Raw genomic sequence first — 22,521 nt, 5'->3', positions numbered from 1 at the left:
GCCACCGCCGAATCAAGACGCCGTTCCACCCGGCTCGGCACAAGACGTGCTCAGCCGAGTGTGCCGCCCCCGGGGTCACACGGGAAGCGCTGCGGCCCGGACGAGGAGGTCGGCGACCTGCGCGGGAGCGGTCAGCGGCGCGTCGTGCCCGGCGTCGAGCACCTCGTACGGGATGCCTCGAGCGTCGAGGCGGGCACGGGTGGTGCTCGAGGGATAGCCCTCGGGCGTCCCGGCGCAGAAGACGTACGAGGCCGGGACGGGGTGCTCCGCCGCGACGCTGAGCGGGTCCAGCGACGGCGCGAACGGGGTGTGCGTGAGCCGTGCTCCCGTCCAGGCGGCCGTCGCCTCGTCGAGGTCACCGCCCGCGACCGGAGGGCGCGCCGCGACGAGGGTCTCGCGGGGCGGGAGCGCCGTCGCGGGAGCGGGCGTCAGATCGACGGCCCGCTCGCCGGGGTCCGGGACCGCCCCGTCGAGATAGACCACCCGTCGCACCCGGTCGGGGACCCGGTCGACGAGCGCACGCACGACGACGCCGCCCTGGCTGTGGCCGACGACGACGAGGTCGTCGAGGTCCTCGATCTCGACCAGCGCTGCCAGCTCGTCCACCCAGACGTGCAGCCCGGTGACGTCGCCGGCCGACCCGGCCCGCTCCCCTGCGCCGGTCAGGCTCGGGGCGTAGACGTCGTGACCCGCGGCGACCAGGTAGGGCCGCACCCGACGCCACGACCAGCCACCGCGGAACGCTCCGTGCACGAGCAGGAACGTGGTCATCGCGGGTCCGGCTCGTCGAGGACGACCTCGAGGTACTCACGGGGATAGGAGTCGTACGGGCGCAGGTGTGCGTACATCGCCTCGGTGTGCGCCACGTAGTCCGGGTGTCGGGTGCACTCCTCGTACGCCTCGACGGTGTCGAAGAACCGCAGGTGCGTGAAGTGGGTCGGGTCCTCCACCCCACGGACCAGGCGACGGCCGCGATAGGCGGGATGGTCGCGGAAGAACCGTCCGAACTCGCCCGACAGCGCGATGTAGGCCTGGGCGTGCTCCTCACCCGGTCTGGTCCATGCCTGGCTGACGACGACGATCATGGGCCCCTCGATGCTCTCGACTGATAGATGATATATCATTATGCTTCGCCCATGACCAGTAGCCAGACCAAGACCATCCCGGAGTTTCTCGCCGAGGCGCCCGACGTCGACAGCCGAGAGCTGTGGCAGGCGTTCTGGGAGATCCTCACCGCGGCCAAGGACAAGATCACCGCCGAGCTGCCGGTGCAGCCGCACCCCAACAGCGACGGGCTCGCCGCCTGGAGCACCCCCGACGACTCGTACGAGGGATCGCTCAACACCTACGCCGGCGACGCCGACAACGGCGCGGAGTGGCTCGTGCACTCCTGGATCGGCAACCGCAAGGCGTCGATCCTGGACATGAACCTCCAGGTCTGGCTCGGCCCGCACATCGACGTCCCCCACCTCATCATCGTGTTCGGGACCATCCCCAACATCTTCTACTTCAGCGACCTCGTGCCTCGGCGTGATCTCGCCGTCGACGTCGACTACCTCGAGCGCTACTACGAGCCCGAGAACGCCTCGTGGCTCTCGCTGCGCGGCGACGACCGGTTCACCTGGTCGGTCAGCCACGGGACGTACATGCGGGCGTTCCTCTCCCCCGTCGGGAGCTCCTACGTCGCCGACCGGACCGACGACGTGGTCGCGACGCTGCGCGCGGCGGTGGAGCAGCGGGTCGACACCTGGCTGGGGTGGGTCCGCGAGGCCCGGCCGGTGCCTCTCGAGGAGCGCGTCGCGCTGCGCGAGCGCGACCACCTGCTGCGCACCTACGGCTACACCCTCGACCCGATGAACGAGCTCTCGAAGAAGTTTCTCGGGGCCGAGCGCGTCGACGAGCTCGTCTCCGTTCGCGCCGGCCTCGACCAGATCCGTACGAGCAAGGAGAACGCCCAGTGAAGATCCTCGTCATCGGTGCCGGCCTCGTGGGTGCCTCGGCAGCCACCACGCTGCGCGAGCGTGGTCACCACGTCACCGTCACCACCACCACCCCCGGGCGGGTGGACGACCTCGCGTCGCGCTTCGACGAGGTCGTCGTGCTGCGCGGGGCCGACCGTGAGGCGGTGCACGCAGCCGTCGCCGAGGCGGATGCCGTCGTCGTCAGCGCCGGACCGGTCGCTGCCCACTCGATGACACCGGAGGACCGCGCCAAGACCTACCACGAGGTCCTGGTCGCCACGGCCGAGAGCGTCACGAGCGCACCCGGGTCGCCGCACCTCGTCGCGCTGTCCGCGCTGTCGGTCTACGGCGGCGCCGCCAACCACCTCGAGATGGTCGACGAGGACTCCCCCGTGACCGACTCCGACGACCCGAGCCCCGACCGCTTCCTGGCGATGGAGGACGTCTACCGGACCGAGGCCGGCGACCGGTCGACGATCTTCCGGTGCGGAGACATCTTCGGCGCGGACGACCCGCCGATCGACGCCAAGATCGCGATGGCCCACCAGTACCTCGGCGGGTCGGTCCCGTTCGGGGCGGACGCGCTCCTCTACCGTCTGCACGTCGAGGACGCCGCCGACGCGATCGTCCACGCGGTGGAGACACGGATCGTCGGGACCTACAACCTCACCCATCCCGAGCTCCCGCCGACCAACGCCGAGCTCTTCGACGCGATCAGCGCGGCACAGGGCCTCCCACCGCTGGTCTACCGCGCCGAGATCGCGGCCCCGGCCGTCCCGATCTCGGTGGACCGTCTCCGTGACGCAGGCTTCGTCGCCAAGCGCTCGTACGTCGAGCACCCGCTCGTCACGGCACACTGACCTCGGCACAGCACACGGTCCCGGCATCTGCCCTCCATGAGGGATGAGATGCCGGGACCGTGCGCTGTGATCGTGTGGCAGCCACCGAAGCGGGCTCCCTGACGTCGACAGGTACGCAGGGAGCCCGCTGTCCGTGAGGTCGGCGGGATGCCGACTCAGCCGCGCGTCGCTGTGCCCCGACGCGACGGGAGCCAGACGAGACCCGCGGCACCCAGGAACACCAGGGATGCTGCCACCAGACCGATCACGGGCAACGAGCCCGTGCCACCGGTCTTGGGAAGGGTGGCGGCCGGGTCGCTGCTCCCACCGCCGCTCCCGCCACCGTCACCGTCGGCCGGAGGCTCGCTGCTGACCGTCATCTTGGACAGCGTCCCCGATCCCGTGCACTTCGCGCCGATGGACGCAGAAGGGAAGTCGAACGAGAATCCCGATGCCTTCACGTCGAGCTCGTCACCGGACGCCTTGACGCTGCCCTTGAGCGTCGGGACGGGGACCACGGCCTTCGGCGCGGCGTTGACCGTGTCCGTCGCCGTGAGCGTGGTCGCCGTACCCCCGACCGACAGGTTGAGCGTGTACTCCATCGAGCCGTCGATCGGGACCGGCGCGATGCCGGGGAGCTTGCTCATCGTCGCCTGGAGGGAGACCGGGTCGCCCGCGTTCTTGCGGTATCCGGAGACCGAGATCGTGGCGTTGTAGTCGAACTTCGACCCGATCGACATGACGCACGCGAACTTCACCGTGCCCTTGGCGGGCTTGCCAGGGTTCCCTGCCGGCGGAGCCGAGGTCGGCGCCTTCGCCGGAGCGGTGGTCGGCGCCTTCGTCGGCTTAGGCGTAGGCGTAGGCGTAGTCGGCGTAGGCGGCGGCTCATCGCTCACCGTCAGCACCGACAGCGCCGTGGACGCCGTGCACTGGCCACCGACGCCGGAGACCACGAACGTGAACGCGGTCGCCGTCACCGGCAGCTCGGCCTTGCTCGAGGTCACCGTGCCGGACACGTCGGTCACCGGGACGGGCCCGTTCGGGGCGGCCGTGGTCGGCCCCGTGCCTTTGAGCGTGACCGCCTGACCGTCGATCGTCAGCTTCAACGTCGCGCTCATCGACGCGTTGTTGATCGCCACCGGCGCCACGCCCGGGAGGTCGCTGAGCGTGGCCCGCAACGTCACGGGGCCACCCTCCGCCGCACGGTAGCCCGCGACCGAGACCTTCGCCGCGTAGTCGAAGTCCTTCTTGAAGTCGGGCATCGTGCACGAGAACGCGACCGTTCCTGCCGCCGGCGTGCCCTCGGCCGCGGCCGCCGGACTCGACACCAGCGCGAGCGAGCCGCCCATCAGCGCGACGGCGCCCGCGACCCGTGCGAGCGCACCGAGGCGCGTGCGCGCCCTCATGCGCTGACTCCGTGACGACGACGACCCGGGAACACCAGGAGCACGCCGAGGCCACCCATGACGAGGGCGGCGGCGGCCATCAGCAGGACGGGCAGGTTGTCGGTGCCGCCGGTCTTGGGCAGCGCACCCGCGTTGTCGTCCTCAGGGACGGTCGGTGCCGGGTTCGCCGCCGGCGCCGCCGCAGGCTCGGCGGATGCCTGCTTGTCGCCACCGCCGAAGGTGATCTTGACCGACACGGTGTTGGCAGCGACCACGTCGTCTGGGCTGGTGTTCGGCAGCGGGGCCGCCGCCACGACACAGGCCTCCTTGGTGCAGTCGATCGCACCGAACTTCTCGGACAGAGTGATGGTGACCGGGGCGATCGCTCCGCTCTCGTCGGCGTTCCGGAAGGTCGCGCCACCCTTCAGGTTGCAGTCCGACGGTCCCTTCTGGACCGCCCTGCACTGTCCGACGGCGATGTTCTTGAGGTTGGGCGCGAAGCCGGACGCCTTGACGGTGACCTGCTGCCCGTCCTTCATTCCGGTGCTGGGACCCATGTCCAGCTTCGGTGCCGCCGACGCGGCCGGCGCGCCGAGGAGCATCACGAGCCCGAGCGCGGCCGCGAGGGCCGTCGCACGGAAGAGGGTCGAGATCCTGGGAGTCATGGCATTCGTTCTCCGAGTCGTGAGGTTCGGGCGGACGGTGGGACGGCGGTCGAGCATCGGACGAGTCATGGTGTCCCCGCGGGGAGGGGCTCGACGCTCGTCAGCTGGGGACCCGACCGGGCGATGGCCGAGTGGTCGGACCCGAGGTAGGAGCTGACGACGTCGGGGTGGTTGCGGACCTCGTCGGGGGTGCCCGAGGCGATCAACCGACCGAGGTTCATCGCGACCATCCGGTCGCTGAGTCGAGCCAGCAACGGGAGGTCGTGCTCGATGACGACCATCGCCGTCCCGAGCTCGCGCCGGACGTCGAGGAGCAGGTCGCCGAGGGCGTCGCACTCGTTCTGGGCGATGCCGGCCGACGGCTCGTCGAGCAGGAGCACCCGCGGCTCGAGCGCGAGCAGGCAGGTGAGCTCGACGACGCGCCTCGTGCCGGTGGAGAGCTCCGAGATGGTCCTGCCGGCGAACGGTCCGAGACCCATGCGGTCGATCAGCTCGTCGGCACGACGCGCCTTCATCCGGTCGGGTCGGGGGGTCCCGAGCGACGCGGCGAACAGACTGCTCGGCTCCGTCCGCTCACCGGCCACCATGACCGTCTCGCGGACGGTCATCGTCGGGAAGAGCGCCGCATCCTGGAAGGAGCGGACTAGTCCGCGGGTGGCACGGCGTTCCGGGGTCGCGGTCGTCACGTCGTGACCGGCGAAGATCACCGACCCCGTGTCGGGCTTGGTGAATCCGGCGACGATCTCGAAGAGCGTGGTCTTGCCTGCGCCGTTGGGGCCGATGACTCCGACGATCTCCGCCGGGTGCACCTCGAGGTCGACGTGGTCCACGGCGACGACGCCGCCGAAGTGCCTGCTCACGTCGTTGACGACCAGCAACGGCGCGGCCTGCGGCCCGGCCTCCAGGTCTTCGACGTCGACGGCGAACAGGCCGTCCAGCGCCGCGGAGCTCTGCAGCGGCGAGCGCTGGGTGACGTCCGGCTCGGCGCGCGCGACAGCGGGGTCGATGCCGGCACGCACGGCGAGCCGGTCGTACCACCGGTCCCGCATCCGCATCGCGATCCCACCGAGACCGTCGGGGAGCAGGACGACGACCAGCAACCACCCGAGCGCCAGGAGGGCCTGGCCGGGGATGCCGAGAGCCACCAGGCCCGGGAGGCCCACGATGATCAGCGCACCCACCATTGGCCCCGCGACGAGTCCCAGGCCACCGACGACGGTGAGGGCGACGACGTCGATGCTCGCCGAGGCCGGGAACGAGTTGACCGTCAGCTGCGTCTGACCGTGGCCGATCACGACGCCACCGAGGCCGGCGAGCGCTCCCGAGACTGCGTAGAGCTGGAGCTTGCGCAAGGTGCGCGGCACCGTGAAGGCACGGGCCGCGTCCTCGTTGTCACGCAGCGCCTGCAGCGTCCGACCGAAGCCGCTGCGCCAGAGGTTCGCCGACACGAACATGCCGAGGGCGAGCATGAGCAGCGCGAACAGGTAGTAGTCGCGGGCGACGTCCATCGAGTAGCCCCACCACTGCGGCTTCGCCGGTGAGACGCCGTCTCCCAGGAAGATGTCGAGCCGCAGCACCCAGGCCGTCGTCGCCAGGGCGAAGGCGAGCGTCGACACCGCCAGCGCGAGACCTTTGAGACGTAGCGCGGGGATCCCGACCAGCACCGACACGAGCGCGGCGGCCAGCACACCACCGAGCGTGCCGAGCACGAAGCTCCCCCACGAGTCGACCAGGTGGACCGAGACCGCCGCGGCGATGCCGGCGTAGGCGAACTGTCCGAGGGACAGCTGTCCCGCGACCCCGGTGATGAGACCGACGCTGAGGCCGACCAGCGCGAAGCCCGCCACGCTGGTGAGGACCGACGCGGTCTCGTTGCTGACGACGTACGCCAGGGCGACGGCGATCGTCGCGCAGCCTCCGACGAGGAGGTACGGCGTGACGCGGACGCCGCGCAGGGCGGCGTACGCGGCAGGGACCGGGGGGGCGCCGACCCGGCGCCAGCTGCCTCGCTCGGCGTCGGCACGACCGAGGGTCGGCTGACGAAGCAACGCGATGACGATGACCAGGCCGAGCACCACGGGCACGAGACCGCGGGTGTCGGGGTTGGACAGCAGGACCTGCTCGAGCACGCCGATGCCGATGGACGCGCCGAAGGCGATCGGGATCGATGTCATGCGCGCGATCACGGCACCGGCCAGACCCTTGAGCAGCAGGTCGGGCCCCAGGGTGTCGATCGACTGGCCCGCCGTCGTCGGGGTGACGAGGATCGCCGACAGTGCCGCGATGCCGCCGGCGATCGCCCAGGCGTACGACGACATCCGTGGCGCCCGGATGCCCTCGAGGGCGGCGGTGTCCGGGGCGTCGGCGGCGGCACGGATCGCGAGGCCCTGCCGCGCCTTGCGCAGGAACAGCGCGAGCGCCACCAGGACCGTCGGTGCGACAACGATCATGGCGACGTGGGCCGGGGTCACCGGCAGCTGCCCGATGGTGAACGACGGCAGCAGCGGGGGCATGGGGAACGTGAATCCGCTGACGCCGTCGCTGTTGAGCAGCAGCGCCATGATGAGGATGAACTGCGAGAGTCCGAGCGTCGCGATCATGCCGATGAGGCTGGGCCGTCCGGCGAGCCTGCGGACGACGCCGATCTCGATGCCGGCGGCGAGCCCCGCGGCGACCGCGATGGCGACCGGGAACGCGAGGTAGTACGGAGCGCCCCAGTCGACGACGAGGAGTCCGAGCACCGAGGCGCCGAACGCACCGATCGAGCCGTGCGCGAAGTTGACGAAGCGGCTCGAGCGGTAGACGAGGACCAGGCCGACGGCCAGCAGCCCGTACGTGAGGCCGGTGAAGACACCGATGAGGATCCGGTCGATGCCGATCTCGAATCCCATCATCGGGCCACCGCCACGTGTCCGCCGAGCATCAGCTCACGCACCCGCTCGGGATCGGCGCTCAGCTCGGCCGCGGTCTCGCAGGCCACGATCTGGCCCTTCTCCATGAAGTAGGCGCGGTCGACCAGCGACAGCGCGACGTTCACGGACTGCTCGACGAGGAGCACCGCGGTGCCGCGCTCGTTGAGGCGGCGGACGAGCTCGAGCAGGCCGCCCACGACGACCGGCGCGAGTCCGAGCGAGAACTCGTCGATGACGAGGATGCGCGGGTCCTGGACGATCGCCTTCGAGAGCGCCAGCATCTGCCGCTCTCCACCGGAGAGCGTCGACGCCGGCTGGTCCTGACGCGCCCGCAGCCGCGGGAACACCGCGAGGGCCGCCTCGACGGCCTCCTCGGCCCAGGCACGGTCCTGGATCGTGTAGGCGTGCATCCGGAGGTTCTCGGTGACGGTCAGCGAGCTGAACGTCGCCTGGCCGACGACCTGACCGAGCCCGCGAGCGATGCGCTCGCGGGTCGGCGCCGACGTGACGTCGACCCCGCCGAGCTGGACGCTGCCTGCATCGGGGCGCAGCAGGCCGGCGACCACCTTCAGCATCGTGCTCTTGCCGACGCCGTTCGGGCCGAGGAGCGCGACCATCTCGCCCTCCTCGACGACCAGTCCCGCGTCGAAGAGCACCTGGACCTGGCCGTACGAGCACTGGATGCCCTCCACCGCCAGGGCAGGGGCTCCGGAGCGAGGCGCGTACGAGGCCGGGCTACGACGTCGGGAAGTCAACGTCGCCCCCCTTGTAGACGAAGCAGCGACAGTCGCGGTCGAACGAGAGCACCCGGTAGGCGCCGGAGGCCGCGTGGCGGCCCGGCCCGAGGGTCCCCGTGAACCCGGTGGCCGGCACGAACGCCGACCCGAGGTCCTCCACCGCCGCGCCCCACGCAGCCGCGTTGAGGTTGTCGGTGAGCTCGGTGGCTCCCGCCTGCAGCAGCATGGCGGCGTCGCAGTACGGGAGGGCGACGCGTGCCGCCTCGCGGGAGGAGAACGTGATGCCGGCATCGGCGTAGATGTCGATGCAGCGCTTCTCCGGTTCGGTGCCGGGGAACGGAAGCTGGTCGTCGGTGACGTCCTGGCCGGCGGCGAAGCCGACTCCGACCATCCCCTTGAGGACGTCGGACGGGACCGTCTCGGGGTTGTTGACGAAGAAGCTGGGGTTGTCGAACGAGGAGATCGCGTAGCGCGCCGAGAAGCTCTGCGCGCTGGCCACGGACGCGAAGATCGAGGCCAGTCGCGCGCCACCGAGGAACATGACGCGGTCGATGCCGCCGCTCCGGAAGGTCACCGCCCCCTGGTCGTTGCCCTGGAAGAGGCTGCCCTGGTCGGTGGTGTCGACCCACGCGATCTCGGGCTTGACACCGGCGTCCTCGAGCAGGGGGACGGCCAGCTTCTCCATCGTCGAGCGGTTGATCGGGTTGTCGGCGGCGATGACACCGACGCGCTTGCGCCCCTTGAAGAAGCCGTTCTCCTTCAGTGTCGAGACGTACGCACGGACGAAGCCGTCGTACGACGGGTAGCTGGGCGACCAGAGGTAGGGCGAGAGCTTCTCGTACGTCGCGTCGTCGGTGGCGACGAGCGTCGCGTCCAGCACCAGGGTCTTGCGCTGGGCGTAGCACGGGCGCGCGTTGCTCTGGAACTGACCGGTGAGCACGACGGCGAACGCCTTGTCGTCCTGCGTCACCTTGTTGCAGAGCTGCTCCTCGGCCGCCGGGGAGTCGACCGCCGCGTCGTACATCCGGAAGACGGCGTCGAGCTTGCGCCCAGCGACTCCACCGTTGGCGTTGACCCAGGCCTCGAGGGCCTCGACCTGCTTCTCGGGATCGCCGGCGTTGGCCGTCTTGAAGCCCGTGATGTCCTTGACACCCTCGAGGTCCACACCGACGAACACAACCTTGACCGCATCGTCGGTGACGCCCGGACCGACTCCCTCGGCAGACACCGAGGTGCCTCCGGCGCCGTCTCCGACCACCGCTCCAGGCATCATGCTTCCGCAGCCGACGAGGGCGAGCGCGAAGCACGCGAATGCCGCGCTGGCCCGGATCACCAACGATCGATCCGGTCCGCCCACAGGGTCTTTCTGGTGCCGCATCAGCCCTCCAGCCCGCCTACGTTGAGTCGCTAGAATATACGATATTAGGTGGTCTGAGAAGAGCGTTTGCCCTCTCGGTGCGCCAGCCAGGTATCGACCGCGTCGACGTCGACGACGGCGTCCGCGGAGACCGGAGCCGCCGGATCGTCACCGGAAGGCGCCCCCGACGGGTCACGTCGAGTCAGCCACGCGTCCAGCGACGGCAGGTCCACCACCGCTGCACCGCCCCCTCCCCCGTCGGCAGCCGTGCCGGAGAGGACGCGGGTCTGCGAGGCCAAGCCGGGGTCGCCGAGCAGCGCCACCAGGTCAGGACCCTCGAGGCGGCCGTCGAGGCGGTTGATGAGACGCGTCTTGCCGACGGCCTTCGGGCTCACGAGGAAGCCGCCCAGCGACTCCACGTACACCACGTCCGGGAGGCCGTACGGCTTGCTCGCCAGCGCCGCGGCGGACTCCCCCGGCATCCGGGCCTTCCTGCGTTCCTGAGCCGCCTTCAGGCGCACGTAGATCCCGAGGGCGAGCAGTGCCGCGCACATGATGGTGAAGGCGATCAGTGCCCAGGGGTAGGCGCCCCACGTGGTCTCGAACGTCGTCCCGAGATCGCCCTCGCCGACGGACCCGACCACGTGGTAGGTGCCGAACGCGGCGAACGGCAGCTCGACGTTCATCTCCAGACGACTGCTCTGGAGGGGCTGGATCGTCAGGTCACGGCCGACCCCCACGGTCGGCTCGGTCTCCGCCGACTGGCCGACGCCGATCTTGATCGGCGGGTTGACGGCCGGCGCGGTGCCGCGGTTCTCGATGGTCACGACCAGCTTGCGGGCGGGAGCGGCCCCGAAGAGGCCCCAGAACCCGCCGCTGCCCTCGAGCCTGACCTCCTTCACGTGGAGGTTCGGCAACGGCAGCACGGGTGTCGGGGGCGTCCCCGTCGGGTGTCCGGTGATCACGAGCGGCGAGTCCACGGCGAGCGCCGGCCCGGTGTACGAGGCGAGCCGGACGACGCACGGGCAGGGTCGCGGCGGGTTGCCGACGACGAGGTCGAGATCCACCTCACCGTCGACGTTGGCGACCCCGAGGACGGCGGTGCCCTGGTCGCAGGCAGACGACCCGCCGATCGCGAGGTCGCCGCAGACCACGGCCTGCACCTGCGTCATCGCCGGCCAGCCGACGCCCTTGACCTTCACCCGGTCGGCGTACCCGGCGGTGCCCGGAGAGACCGTGGCGGAGAGACCGCTCGCCGGCTCGTCCGCGGCCTGGGTCGGCGCCCAGAAACCGCCGGCGAACGTCAGCGTCGCCAGCAGTGCCAGCAGGATCCCGAGCTTTCGTGCTGTCCTCACCGGCTGCTCCCGATCGTAAGCGTGGGGGCGGTCGCGACGGCTTCGAAGGCTCGCCGTCGCTCGGCCCGTCGTCTCAGCCACCACCACAGGGCGCCGGCGAGGGCGAGCAGGAGAATCACGACGAGCGGCCAGGGGACGATCCAGGCGGTGGTCGACCTCTCGTCGCGGACGCCCTCCGGCGTCGCGAGGGTGACGTCGACCGACACCCGGTCGGCAGAGCCGATGCCCGCGACGTCGGCGCTCAGCTTCGCGGTCTGACCCGGGAGGAGATCGACCACGGCTGCGGTCTCCACCTCGTCGAGCTCGCGGCCCCCCAGGCCGGAGACAGTGATCACGCTCGCCGGCGACAGCCGCAGGTTGCCGGTGTTCTCGACGGTGTAGGTCACGCGGCCCTTGCCGGACCCCGACCAGGGGAAGAGTCCACGGTCGTGGTCGAGCTGGACGTCACTGACCTCGAGTGCGGGGGTCGTCGGACCACTCACGCGGAGGTAGAGGCGTGCGGCGACCGCGCGCTTGATGCCGACGTCGAGTCCGCCGGACTCGGCCGAGCCCTCGATGGCACCGTTGAGGGCGACGATGCCACCCACGTGGTCGCCGGGGGTCGCGTTGGCAGGGATCTGGATGGTGATCGGGACGTCCACCTGAGTCCGGCGCGCGACTTTGACCTGTTGGACGGGAAGCTTCACCCAGGCACCGACGTCGACCTGCGGACGGTCGAGCGTCCGCAGCGCGAAGAAACCGCCCTGCTCGGTGTTGTAGCCGTCGGCTCCGTAGAGCGAGAAGGTCAGCGCCCGCTTCGTGTAGTTGCGGATCCGCACCTTGTCGGTGAGCGTCGCGCCGGGAGCGCCTTCGAGAACGAAGTAGCTGCGAGGCGTCGGCGACGACTCGGAGCCGGGGGTGGGCGTGACCGACCAGGCGCCGTTGTCCGCAGCATGCACCGGCGACGGCACGACGGCCGTCGCCACGGCGAGCATGACGAAGGCGATCAGGGCACCCGCCAGGTGCTTGGTTCGGATCATCGGTCGGCACTCCTCGCCGAAGGGGGACGTGGCGATCCGGGTGGGTGCCGCGAGAGCGGCACCCACCCGGACCGGTGCTACGTGGTGCGTGTCATGACAGATGACGTGTCGAGAGCGGACTCACGACAGCGTCAACGTGAGGAGGCCGGTGTAGGTACCGGCCGCCTGGCTGGCTCCGACCTCGAGCGAGAGCCCGGCGTCGGCGACAGCGTCGCCTCCGCTGGTCCCGTCGGCACCGAGACCCGACGTCGCCACCGCGCACAGCGGCAGGTCGGTCGAGGCATCGGCGAACGATGCCGATGCGCCCGCGACGACGGTGTCGTCGGTGTTGCTCTGGGCGGCGCACTTCGGCGTCCAGGTCAGGGCGTTCGGAGCGATGGTGAAGTTGCCGCCGCTCGGCTTCGCGGGACCGTTGAGGCCCGAGAAGCGACCGACGAGCGACCACCCGAGGGAACCTCCGCGGTAGTCCTTCACCGTGACGTCCTTGAGATCGCCGGTCGAGGTCTGGTCCGTACCGTCGAGCGAGACGCCCGACATCAGAACGTTTCCTGCGTCCTTCGACATCTTCAGGTCGCCCGCGACGACCGTCAGGTCGAGCGTCTCGAGCAGCGAGCAGCTGCCCGTGGTCGCCGCTCCCTGCTTCGCCGTGCAGGTGTCACCGGAGAAGGTGAACGCCTGCGAGGCGAAGATGGCGACCGGCGGGGGGCCGGGCGCGTGGATGCGACTCGCACCGATGTAGGCAGTCCCGGAATCGTTCACGATGAACGTGGCCGAGATGTTGCCCGCGGAGTCGGCGGTCGTCGTGACAGCCGGGTCGGACGAGGCCGGCGGCGGGAACGGCGGACCGCTCTTGGTGCCGCTGACGCTCACCGGCTGGTTCGGGTCCCAGTTGGAGCCCGTGACGGTGACGACCGTGCCGGCGCCACCACCGGTGACGTTCGTCGAGACGGTGACGTTGCCCAGGATGGTGATCGGGGTCAGGCTCGTCTCACCGCCGGAGGTGACCTTCAGGGACCGCGCCCCGGTCGTCGGCGTGGCGGACACCGCGAGGGTGCCCGAGCCCGTGCCGTCGCCCGCGATCGAGAGCGTCGAGGACGTCGCGTCGCAGCTGGTCCCGCTGGTGTTGCAGAGCTCGGCCGTACCGGTGCCGGCCGCTGAGAAGTTCGTGACGCCGAAGCTGATCACGTCGTTCTTGCGTGCCGCGTTGGTGACGACCTGGTTGCTGATCCCCGTGATGGAGGCCGACGGACCGACCGCCGAGAAGCTCGCGCTGATGTTGGTGTCGACCGGCGTGGTGGCCGGGTTGACCCCGTTCGCCACTCCGCCCGACTGCCCGTTGCACTGGACGCGCAGCGTGTAGTCGGGGATGTCGTAGATCACCTTGCGAAGCTTCAGGGTGTTGGTCCCCGAGCTGGTGACCGGGAACGAGCCCTGGACCGTGTCCCCGGGGATCGGACCGAAGCCCGGCGCGGAGAACCCCTTCTGGACCACCGGCAGGTTCACGCCGTTGACCGAGAAGTAGTAGTAGACCGTGCCGGACGCCGCCGGACCGCCGTTGGTCGGTCCGGTGTTGAAGGTCAGCGTGAAGTTGCGTGAGCTGCCGACCGTGCTCCCGCCACTGGTGGTGAGGGTGTAGTCGGCATTGTTGCCCCACGCCGCCAGCGAGCTGGAGAGGTTGCCCGTCGTCGAGGTGTCCTCGAGGGCGGCACCAGCCGCCACGGAGTAGACCCAACACCCGCCTGACGGGGTCGCCGCGGACGCCGAGGTGGCGCCCACGGTGACTGCTGTCGTCGCAAGCATGCTGGCTCCAGCCAGCAGGGCCACGACGCGTTTCTTAGATCTCATCTACCCGCGCTCCTTCTTCGGGTAGGGGGCCCCGAGGGGCCCGACCTGAGTCGCAGTCCTGTCCACTGCATTGCACACATCGGGAGTGCAAGTAGGGATAGGCTCAACCACGCAGACGATATTGTCAATGATATATCCGAGAGGATTTTGATGGGCAGGTCCGTGATGAGCCAGTCCGCGAGGGTGGCCGGCACCGTGGTGCGCTCCGGCGCGGAGCTGCTGGTCACCGGTGGCGTGGTCGTGCTGCTCTTCGCCGTCTACCTCGTGGTCTGGAGCGATGTGCAGACCGCGGCCGCACAGGTCGACCTGCGAGACGACTTCGAGAGCCAAGTCGAGGCCGCCGCCGCCACACCGAGCTCGAACGTGCCCGCCGAGCCGGCCAAGGTCGCTCCCCCACGAGGGTCGGGTATCGCCGTCATGAGGATCCCCCGGCTCGGCGACGACTGGTCGTGGGTCGTGGTGGAAGGCGTGTCGGACGAGCAGCTCGCGCGTGGTCCCGGACACTTCCCCGAGACGGCGCAGCCGGGTCAGGTCGGCAACTTCGGCGTTGCCGGTCACCGCGCCACCCACGGTGAGCCGTTCGCGCACATCGACCGCGTCCGCAAGGGCGACACCGTGGTCGTCGAGGCGGTCGGAGACACCTACACCTACGTCGTCGACCGCACCGAGATCGTCGCACCGACCGCGGTCGACATCCTGCTCCCCGTCCCGGGCAAGCCCGAGGCCAGAGCCCGAAAGGCCCGGCTGACCATCGTGACCTGCCATCCCCGATGGGGCTCCAGCGAGCGCCTCATCGTGCACGGACACCTCGTCGAGACCCGCTCCGGATCGGAGGCCTGACGTGTACGCAGCCCTGTGGCGGATCCTTCCCGGGCCCACGGCCGTGAAGGCGCTGATCGCCGTGGCCCTGTTCGTGGGGGTCGTCCTCATCTTGTTCCTCGTGGTGTTCCCTGAGGTGGAACCGCTGCTGCCGTTCGACCAGATCACCCTCGAGCCCGAGCAGACGGCGGGCACGGTCGGCGGCGAGTCCGGGGTGGGGGAACCGTAACCTCCGAACTGGAACACTGTCTCGCGATTCCAGGAACCGTCTCAGTGCCCGGCACAGCACGCCCGGCACAGCACGTCTCCGCCGCCCGGCCGGAGGCGCGGGCGGCGGAGACGTGGACGGTGCAGACCGTGCAGGGCCGGGCCGGGGGAACACGGCCCTGCACGGAGACGGGGGGTGGTCAGTGGTCGCGCAGCAACGACCCGAAGCCGTGGAGCTTGTCCTCGATGCCGTTCTCGCGCAGCGCCATCCACCAGGTGGCGGCGTTGATCGCGATGACCGGCTTGCCCAGCCAACGCTCGGCCTCGTCGGCCAGCTCGGTCATGCAGAGGTTCGTCCCGCACTGGACGATCGCGTCGACGTCGGGTCCGTCCACCTCGATGATCGCCTCACGCAGCGTCTGCTCGCTGACGTGCGCGATCGCGACGGCGCTCTCGCAGCTGAGGCCCTTGATCTTGTCGACCTCGAAGCCGAGCTCGGTGAAGAACTTCCGGACGTTCTCGTCACCGATCGGGGTGTACGGCGTGACGATGCCGATCTTCCTGGCACCGTAGAGCTGGAGCGCGCGCTCGCAGGCCTCGGCGCCGGTGGCGACGCCGAGCCCGCCCGAGAGGTCCTGGATCTGCTGGACGAACTGGCGGTTGCCCTCGACGCCGTCCCAGAAGGTCTCGGCGCTCATGCCCATGACCATGTAGTCGGGCTCCATCGTCACGACGCCCTCGACGCAGTCGGCCATCGCGGCACGGATCTGGACGAGCAGGTTCTGCATGCCCTCGTCGTCGGCGATACGGCCGTCTCGGATGAGGATCCGTCCGTAGTGCGACGTGACACCGGGGACGCGCATCATGTCGAACTCGGGCTGGACGATCGTGTTGGTGCTCGGGGCGATCACACCGAACTTGCGGCGGTAGCCGAGGCGGTCGGTCATGAGAGGGAGGCTCCTTCGGGGACGGAGGGACGCTCGGCGTGCGGGAGCCGCCTGCTCAGGCGGAGCGCGCCGATGAGGAAGCAGAGCTGGACGCCGGAGTTCGTGAGCTGCTCGATCCACTGCAAGGCCTCGGTCTGGTTCGGCCGAGCGGCGAGCGGAGGGAGCACGAGGGTTCCGACGAGGTAGAAGATGAACAGCCAGCGTCCGAGCTGGTCGCCGTGGCGACGGGCGAGCGCCGAGGCCATGGCTCCGACCGCGACCGCGGAGAGGGCGGCGATGGCGAGCATCGGGGTGAGGTTGCGCGCGGCGCCGGAGATGCATGCACCGACGAAGGGCACGAGGGCGAACGGCGCCCAGGACACGACCTTGCCGACGTACACGCTGGCCAGTGCCCAGGCGATCGCGGAGAACCCGATCGCCAGGCAGGGGAAGAGCATCTGCTCGAGGAAGGGGATCTCCACGCAGGGGCCTGCGACGAGCAGCTTCCAGACCGCCTTGCCGAGGCCGCCCGCAGTGACGACGAGACCACCCAGAAGTGCGCCCACCCGTACGGCGGGAATCGCCTTGCCGAGCGCGTTCGCCAGGACGACCAGGCCCGCGCCGGCGAGGAGCACCGGCACGAAGTCCTCGATCGCCAGCGCCAGGCCGTACTCGGTGCACGGATCGATCGCCATCAGGCCACCGCTCCCGTGCTCGTGGCCGGGGACTCGTCGGTCGCGAAGATGTCCCGTGAGCGGAAGCCGGCGGTGAGGAACCGGCCCATCGCCTTCGACCGGGTCAGCCAGGCGACCCTTGTCCCGTTCTTGCTCGCGGCGAGCACGTGGTCGGCCAGCCACGGGGTGACGGTCTCGACCCGGTCACCGAGGATGTTGAAGATCTTGCGCGCCTTCTCGAACGCCTCGGGCTGGCCGTCGTAGTCGTCGACGAGCAGATCGGTCGCGACGATGCCGGGCGACAGGTAGCCGACTCGGACGTCGGTGCCCTTCGCCTCCTTGACCATCGCGGCGGTGAGGTAGGTGACTGCGCGCTTGCTCGCCCCGTAGACCGCCATGCCGGGTTGGAGCTGGCCGTCGGAGCCGAAGCCCTCCATGTTCCAGATCCATCCGCCGCCGGCCTGGGCCGACAATCCGGCGAGCGCGACGGCGCTGCCGTTGATGGCACCGACGAGATTGGTACGGATCACGCTCTCGACCGAAGCCGCGGGGATCTCCGGCAACGGACGGCGGGGCGCGGAGACGCCGGCGTTGTTGATCCACACGTCCACCCGGCCGAACGTCTCGGTCGTGTGGTCCCACAGCTTCTGCAGGGACTCCCGGTCGGTGACGTCGGCGGCGATCCCGCTCACGCGGTCACCACCGACGGCGCCGAGCTCGGCGACGGCGGTGTCGACCGCTGCCGACGACCGGCCGCAGACGACCACACGGCAGCCCCGCTCGAGGAGCTGGCCGGCGAGCCCGAGGCCGATGCCTCGAGTGCCGCCGGTCACGACGACCACCCGGGAGGCGCTCACGTCGCAGGCTCCCAGGTCAGCAGTCCGTGGACGAAGTGCGTCGTCCGCTCACCGCTGAGCAGCTGCCACACGATCGAGAGCTCTCGCGTCTGCGGGTCGAGCAGGAACTCACGACCGCGGATCTTCTCGACCCCGCGCGCGTCAGCCCCCATGAGGTGCTGCGTGGTGAAGAGCGCCCGGCCGTACGAGACCGCGTTGCCGAAGACGTCCGGCCCGTCGTACTGCACCCGCGCACCGTCGCGGTAGCGCTCGAGGGTGTAGGAGCGGTCGAGCGCGCCCTCCCACGTGACCCGCTGGCGGGCGCGCAGGAGAGAGAGCGGCTCGTGGTCGATGCGTACATCGGTCTGGCCGACGGTCGTCTGCGTCGCGGCGTCCTCGACCGAGAGGCTGCCTGTCCAGGCGCCCGCCTCCTTGGTGGGGAGGACCTGAGGGATGGACCCGCGACGGGTCTCGGCGGCGATCCATTCGTCGACGAACGTCTGGGTCTCAGGGTTCGTCTCGTGGTCCAGCGTGCGCTTGTAGACGCCGTTGAAGACCGCACAGACGGCCCATCCGTCGTGGAGGACCGACGAGTAGACCTGAGTCACGCCGTCGGGCAGCACCTGGTTCCAGGTCCGCAGGTCCGCCTGCCAGCCGGGCGAGTAGTAGTTCGCCTCGACGAAGAAGCCGTACGGCTGACCCGTCCCGTAGAAGTCGGGACCGCAGTAGACGCGGTTCTGGTCGGAGTCGACGATGCCGAAGTCGAAGTCCGCGCCGAGCTCGAAGCGGTTGCGCAGCGGGCCGCTGCCCTCGAGGTTCGTGCGCATCCAGTAGCGGGAGACGCCGTCCTCGACGACGCTCGCGCGGACCACGTGCTCGTAGCCGACGTGGTTGCCCTGGGCGTCGAACAGCGACGGCCGGCCGTGCCACTCCCCCTCGATGCGCTGCTGCCACTCGCTGGTGGTGTCGGCTCCTACCTCGGGATCGGCGGTCGCCGTCACGCGCGCACCTCGTTGTCGAGCAGGTGCGTGCGCACGTCCTCGGCCGACTCCTCGCCGATGAGGCGCGAGATCTGCGCCCAGACCTTGTCGACCTCGGGGCTGAAGACCAGGGCCCGGCTGCGGGCGTCACGTGCCACCAGGTCGGTGTCCTCGACGTCGGCGAGCACCTCGGACGGCACCTCGGCGTCGAGCAGCCCGAACCAGTGCTCGAGGTAGGTGGTGACCGCACTCCCGATCGCCACGAAGGCGTCCGCATCGGCCCGGTTGACCAGCATCCACGGCGACATCATCGCGTTCTGCCGGGGACCGATCGCCGCCTTGCTCAGGCCCGACCAGGTCGACACCTCCTCGTACGTCTCCGTCAGCGGCTCGTAGGCCCAGTCGAGGTACGGGAGGTGGGTGCCCAGGTCGGCCCGAGGGATGAGGTCCAGGTGGAACGCGTACGTGCCCTGACCCTGCACGGAGTCGAGCGTGAAGTGCGGGATCGGCGAACCGCCGCGGGTGAACGCGAACACCATGTGGCTGTCGAGACCGATCATCTCGACGGCGAGGCCGACGTAGACGAGCTTGGCGACCGGCTCGGCCTCGTCCTCGGAGACGAAGACCCGCACCTGTCCCACCGGCTCGGGCGTCATCGGCGAGGTGAGCGTCCGCAGGGCCGACCCGTCGTCGGCGGTGACCTCGACCAGGCGGCGCTCGGTGACGATGCGCTCCCAGGTACGGCGGCACAGGCCTTCGGGCAGGCTGACCGGGGCCTCGGACTCGGTGGTGCTCATGCGGGGACCTCTTCTCCACGGGTCTGATCGGTCGACTCGGTCGTGCCGTTGGTGTCGGTGCGGGGGACGTCGCCGCGCGCCTCGCGCTCGACGCGCTTGCCGAGCAGCTCCTTGCTGCGGACCTCCTTGAAGTTCCACGCCGACGCCAGCTCGGGGACCTCCTTGCGGATGGGCGACGGGATCACGCGCGCCTCCACCCGGGCCGGCCCCTCGCCGACGATCGTGTTGCCCTCGACCGACCAGCCCCTGTCGATGAGCTCCTGGCGCCGACGGCGGTAGAGCACGGCGTTGTAGTCGCTCTTGACGTGCAGCTCGGCCGACAGGTCGAACGGGAGCAGCTCGGGTCGGACCGCGTTGACGACGGCCTCGTCCTCGTACAGGACCTTGAACACCCGGCGTCGGGCGTCACGGTCGGCCCACTTGCCCTTGAAGAACGTGCGCAGGGCGATGAACTTGACGAGCGTGGTCTCCTCGTCGATCGGGATGTTCACGTCGAAGATCTTGAGCGCACCCATGGGCGTGTCGATCTCGAGGAGGATCATGTTGGGCAGCCACCACGTGGTCGACACCGGGACCGGCGGGCGGTTCTTGAGGTCCTGCTTGTTGGGGTTGATCATCCCCCAGATGCCCTTGGAGCGCGGCGGGTTGAGCTTCACCGACACCTTGCAGTGCCACTCGGACTCCTCGACCTCGAAGTCGGGGACCTCCGGCTTCTCGCGGTTGCCGAAGACACCGCCGTGCACGAACGGCGTGTGCGCGACGTCGACGCCGTTCTCGAGGATGCGCTCGTAGTTGGACTTCCAGAGGAAGCTGCCGGTCACCGCACGATAGGTCTCGGTGTCGTCGATGGCGGACCAGTCGGGCAGCGGCGGGCGCTCGGCCTCGGGCAGGTCACCCATGTAGATCCAGATGAAGCGGTGCTTCTCCTGGACGGGGTAGGAGTCGATGCGCGCCTTGCGAGGGATGCCCTTGTCGGGGTGCGCGGGGATCTTGCGCACCGAGCCGTCGGGCTCGTACTCCCAGCCGTGGTAGGGGCAGACGAGGCAGTCGTCCTTGATCTCGCCACCGGACAGCGCGGCACCGCGGTGCACGCAGAGGTCCGACATCGCGACCACGCTGTTGTCGCTGGACTTGCGATAGATGACGAGCTGCTGCCCGAGGAGCTTCACCTTCTTGGGCTGCCCCGCCGGGAGGTCCTCACTGAAATCGACGGCGTACCAGAAATTCTTGAACATCGCGGGTCTCCTCCTAGCGTCGCCGGATCTCGGCGATCTCCGGGCAGGGCTGCTCCGCCAGCAGCTCCAGGGCGTTCTTCGCCTCGGCATCCCCGCGCAGGCTGGCGCGGAGGAACGAGGTGACGGTGGTGGCGAGCGCGTCGCGTCGTGCGGCGTCGTCGCCGGTCGGCGGGTCCTCGAGGAACCCGCGTGCGGTGGTTGGATCGTGGGGATGGGCGGCGAGCATGTGCGATGCGCCCGCGAGGTGGACGAGCCACGCCTCGGTCGTCGACGGGAGCGCCCGCTCCCAGGTGGCTGTCACCGGGTCGTGCGTAGGCGCGCCGGGCTCCTCGCCGTACCGGACGGCGCTGGCGGCGACGACACCGTCCGCCGTGCCCGCCAGCAGCATCACGGGGGCCTCGACCGGTGCCGGCAGCAGGGTGCGCGGCGGGTGGCCGAGCATCTGCGACGCCATCGTGTGCGCGCCGTAGGTGACGACGGCGCGCACCTCGGGGAACCACCGAGGGCTCGCCGACTGGAGCGCGACGGTGCCACCGGCCGAGTGGCCGAACAGGGCGACGGTGTCGACGTCCAGGAGGCCCGCGAGCGGTCCTGCCTCCCCGAGCGCGGCGACGGCGTCGAGCACCGGACGCAGCGCCGGGGTCGTCGGACCGCTCCCGTAGGTCTGCGGGCCGACGGTGGCGAGATCGACGCCGGGGGTGAGCCCGACGTCTGCGGGACCGTCCTTGCCGGGGAAGAGCTCCGCGACCCAGTCATAGGTGACCGCGACGAAGCCGGCCTCGACGAGCCGCACCGCCAACCACGAGTACGCGTCGGCGGCGACGTTGACGCCGGAGAGGATGACGGCCAGCGGGTACGGAGCACCTGCTGGGTCCGCCGGGAGGCGGCCGCTCATCCGCTCGGCCGTGGTCGTCGCCGGCAGGGCCGGGTAGCGCACGGTGACGTGCGCGGTGTCGTACGGGGCAGGAGCCCCGGGGACACCGACGGCGGTACGGACCGCGCGGACGAGGACGGCAGGGCTCATCGGGACCGGTGTGCCTCGTGCTCGTGGGCGCGGGGCAGCACCCGGTCGCCGCCCCACAGCGCGCGGACGAGCTGCTGGGTGGTCTCGGCCCCGAAGTAGCGGTCGCCCATCACGTTGGCCGGGTCGCGCTCGGCGATGTTGCGTCGGATGGCCTCGTCGTCGGCCGCGAGGGCAGCCTGCTCCTCGACCGGGACGGTCTCGGCCTGGTCGACCCAGCCGAGCCAGCGATCGAGGTGCTCCTCGGCCAGCTCGGTGACGAGGCTCGTCATCTCGTCGGCGGCAGGCGCCATGTAGCAGAACGCGGTCGGTGACAGACCCGCGCGGACGAACGCCGACCGGCTGACGAAGGGCTCCAGGAAGGAGTTCTCGTTGCGGACCTGCTCCCACCGCTCGTTGACCGGCTCGTAGTAGCGGTCGAACGAGTCGGTGTCGGTGACGAGGTAGCTGCGGGGGACGGAGTCGAGATAGACCCATCCCTGCGGGAAGCAGCCCAGCGCCATCCCGAAGTGCGGGACCTTGACCTGGGGGCCGAGCCAGATCGTCAGGTGCACGTTGCAGAAGCCGGCGGCGGCGTTCTCCATGTGCGAGTGGACCATCCAGTCGATCTCCGGACCGGAGTAGGTGCGGACGCGGCCCCTGGCCCCGGTCTCTCCGCCGAAGTCCTCGAGGGCCTCCGACGACGGGTCGCGTTCGAGGGCGAACCGCTCGGACACCCGGGCCTTGAGCCGCTCCACGAGCGCCGCCCAGGTCGCGAAGGTCTCGCTGACGTCGGTGGGGCCCGACTCGTCGAGGTGCTCCTGCACGTACTTCAGACTCTGGCTCACGGGGGCTCCTTTAGGGCGTGCGACGTGGGTCACGTTGCTCAGACTATATATGATCTATTCCCGCGGCGGACAGGGTTCGAATGAGAATCTTGGCCCGTCGCGGGCGGCCGAGGACCGCCATGAG

22 protein-coding genes are annotated in these 22,521 nt (G+C 70.1%); 4 read left to right on the top strand and 18 right to left on the bottom strand.

Going from position 1 to position 22,521, the window contains the following annotated elements; translation table 11 throughout:
* Positions 1-75 precede the first annotated feature (75 nt).
* Positions 76-771 carry an alpha/beta fold hydrolase gene (locus KV102_RS16320; protein ID WP_220341273.1) on the bottom strand — a complete coding sequence of 232 codons (696 nt, stop codon included), beginning with the start codon at positions 769-771 and terminating at the stop codon, positions 76-78.
* Positions 768-1,085, bottom strand: a complete 318-nt coding sequence (locus tag KV102_RS16315; RefSeq protein ID WP_220341272.1) for an antibiotic biosynthesis monooxygenase — start codon at positions 1,083-1,085, stop codon at positions 768-770. The genes KV102_RS16320 and KV102_RS16315 overlap by 4 nt, the downstream gene beginning before the upstream one ends.
* Positions 1,086-1,136: 51 nt before the next feature.
* On the opposite strand from KV102_RS16315, the gene KV102_RS16310 reads away from it, so the two are divergent.
* Both KV102_RS16310 and KV102_RS16305 read left to right on the top strand, forming a co-directional pair.
* Positions 1,137-1,961, top strand: coding sequence for a hypothetical protein (locus KV102_RS16310; RefSeq protein WP_220346920.1), 825 nt, complete (start codon positions 1,137-1,139; stop codon positions 1,959-1,961).
* Positions 1,958-2,821, top strand: coding sequence for an NAD-dependent epimerase/dehydratase family protein (locus KV102_RS16305; RefSeq protein ID WP_220341270.1), 864 nt, complete (start codon positions 1,958-1,960; stop codon positions 2,819-2,821). The genes KV102_RS16310 and KV102_RS16305 overlap by 4 nt, the downstream gene beginning before the upstream one ends.
* A gap of 155 nt (positions 2,822-2,976) precedes the next feature.
* On the opposite strand, the gene KV102_RS16300 is transcribed toward KV102_RS16305, so the two are convergent.
* The 8 genes from KV102_RS16300 to KV102_RS16265 all read right to left on the bottom strand — a co-directional run bounded on the left by KV102_RS16300 (position 2,977) and on the right by KV102_RS16265 (position 14,054).
* A complete protein-coding gene (locus KV102_RS16300) occupies positions 2,977-4,206 on the bottom strand; it encodes a hypothetical protein (RefSeq protein ID WP_220341269.1) in 1,230 nt (409 codons plus the stop codon).
* The gene (locus tag KV102_RS16295; protein WP_220346919.1) at positions 4,203-4,850 is read right to left on the bottom strand and encodes a neocarzinostatin apoprotein domain-containing protein; all 648 of its coding nucleotides are present in this window, start codon (positions 4,848-4,850) and stop codon (positions 4,203-4,205) included. The genes KV102_RS16300 and KV102_RS16295 overlap by 4 nt, the downstream gene beginning before the upstream one ends.
* 65 nt (positions 4,851-4,915) lie before the next feature.
* Entirely contained in the window at positions 4,916-7,744 is a 2,829-nt protein-coding gene (locus KV102_RS16290) for a branched-chain amino acid ABC transporter permease/ATP-binding protein (RefSeq protein WP_220346918.1), read from the bottom strand.
* Positions 7,741-8,517, bottom strand: coding sequence for an ABC transporter ATP-binding protein (locus tag KV102_RS16285; protein ID WP_220346917.1), 777 nt, complete (start codon positions 8,515-8,517; stop codon positions 7,741-7,743). The genes KV102_RS16290 and KV102_RS16285 overlap by 4 nt, the downstream gene beginning before the upstream one ends.
* Positions 8,498-9,832, bottom strand: a complete 1,335-nt coding sequence (locus KV102_RS16280) for an ABC transporter substrate-binding protein (protein ID WP_220341265.1) — start codon at positions 9,830-9,832, stop codon at positions 8,498-8,500. Before KV102_RS16280 ends, KV102_RS16285 begins: the two co-directional genes overlap by 20 nt.
* Positions 9,833-9,921: 89 nt before the next feature.
* Positions 9,922-11,211, bottom strand: a complete 1,290-nt coding sequence (locus KV102_RS16275; RefSeq protein WP_220341264.1) for a hypothetical protein — start codon at positions 11,209-11,211, stop codon at positions 9,922-9,924.
* Complete coding sequence (locus tag KV102_RS16270) at positions 11,208-12,230, bottom strand: WxL protein peptidoglycan domain-containing protein (RefSeq protein WP_220341263.1); 1,023 nt, start codon at positions 12,228-12,230, stop codon at positions 11,208-11,210. The genes KV102_RS16275 and KV102_RS16270 overlap by 4 nt, the downstream gene beginning before the upstream one ends.
* Positions 12,231-12,350: 120 nt before the next feature.
* Entirely contained in the window at positions 12,351-14,054 is a 1,704-nt protein-coding gene (locus KV102_RS16265; protein WP_220341262.1) for a hypothetical protein, read from the bottom strand.
* A 171-nt stretch (positions 14,055-14,225) separates the two neighbouring features.
* On the opposite strand from KV102_RS16265, the gene KV102_RS16260 reads away from it, so the two are divergent.
* Both KV102_RS16260 and KV102_RS16255 read left to right on the top strand, forming a co-directional pair.
* On the top strand, positions 14,226-14,915 hold the full coding sequence (locus KV102_RS16260) for a class E sortase (protein WP_220346916.1): 690 nt from the start codon (positions 14,226-14,228) through the stop codon (positions 14,913-14,915).
* 1 nt (position 14,916) lies between these two features.
* Positions 14,917-15,123 (top strand): hypothetical protein, encoded by a 207-nt coding sequence (locus KV102_RS16255; protein WP_220341260.1) that lies wholly within the window; start codon positions 14,917-14,919, stop codon positions 15,121-15,123.
* Between the two features lie 178 nt (positions 15,124-15,301).
* Here KV102_RS16255 and KV102_RS16250 read toward each other — a convergent pair whose 3' ends face one another.
* From KV102_RS16250 to KV102_RS16215, 8 genes are read right to left on the bottom strand one after another with little or no spacing between them, the layout of a single operon-like run.
* Complete coding sequence (locus tag KV102_RS16250) at positions 15,302-16,048, bottom strand: hypothetical protein (RefSeq protein WP_220346915.1); 747 nt, start codon at positions 16,046-16,048, stop codon at positions 15,302-15,304.
* On the bottom strand, positions 16,045-16,722 hold the full coding sequence (locus KV102_RS16245; RefSeq protein WP_220346914.1) for a hypothetical protein: 678 nt from the start codon (positions 16,720-16,722) through the stop codon (positions 16,045-16,047). The genes KV102_RS16250 and KV102_RS16245 overlap by 4 nt, the downstream gene beginning before the upstream one ends.
* On the bottom strand, positions 16,722-17,558 hold the full coding sequence (locus KV102_RS16240; protein WP_220346913.1) for an SDR family oxidoreductase: 837 nt from the start codon (positions 17,556-17,558) through the stop codon (positions 16,722-16,724). Before KV102_RS16240 ends, KV102_RS16245 begins: the two co-directional genes overlap by 1 nt.
* A complete protein-coding gene (locus tag KV102_RS16235) occupies positions 17,555-18,538 on the bottom strand; it encodes a hypothetical protein (protein WP_220341256.1) in 984 nt (327 codons plus the stop codon). The genes KV102_RS16240 and KV102_RS16235 overlap by 4 nt, the downstream gene beginning before the upstream one ends.
* A complete protein-coding gene (locus KV102_RS16230) occupies positions 18,535-19,314 on the bottom strand; it encodes a hypothetical protein (protein WP_220346912.1) in 780 nt (259 codons plus the stop codon). The genes KV102_RS16235 and KV102_RS16230 overlap by 4 nt, the downstream gene beginning before the upstream one ends.
* Positions 19,311-20,549, bottom strand: a complete 1,239-nt coding sequence (locus tag KV102_RS16225; RefSeq protein ID WP_220341254.1) for an aromatic ring-hydroxylating dioxygenase subunit alpha — start codon at positions 20,547-20,549, stop codon at positions 19,311-19,313. Before KV102_RS16225 ends, KV102_RS16230 begins: the two co-directional genes overlap by 4 nt.
* 13 nt (positions 20,550-20,562) lie before the next feature.
* Entirely contained in the window at positions 20,563-21,573 is a 1,011-nt protein-coding gene (locus tag KV102_RS16220) for a hypothetical protein (RefSeq protein WP_220341253.1), read from the bottom strand.
* Positions 21,570-22,397 (bottom strand): hypothetical protein, encoded by an 828-nt coding sequence (locus KV102_RS16215; protein ID WP_220346911.1) that lies wholly within the window; start codon positions 22,395-22,397, stop codon positions 21,570-21,572. The genes KV102_RS16220 and KV102_RS16215 overlap by 4 nt, the downstream gene beginning before the upstream one ends.
* Positions 22,398-22,521 lie beyond the last annotated feature (124 nt).

This window comes from Mumia sp. zg.B53, assembly GCF_019550935.1.
Taxonomy (GTDB): Bacteria; Actinomycetota; Actinomycetes; order Propionibacteriales; family Nocardioidaceae; genus Mumia.
The sequence above is the reverse complement of the archived record's forward strand: the minus strand, read 5'-3'. Positions and strand labels throughout refer to the sequence as shown.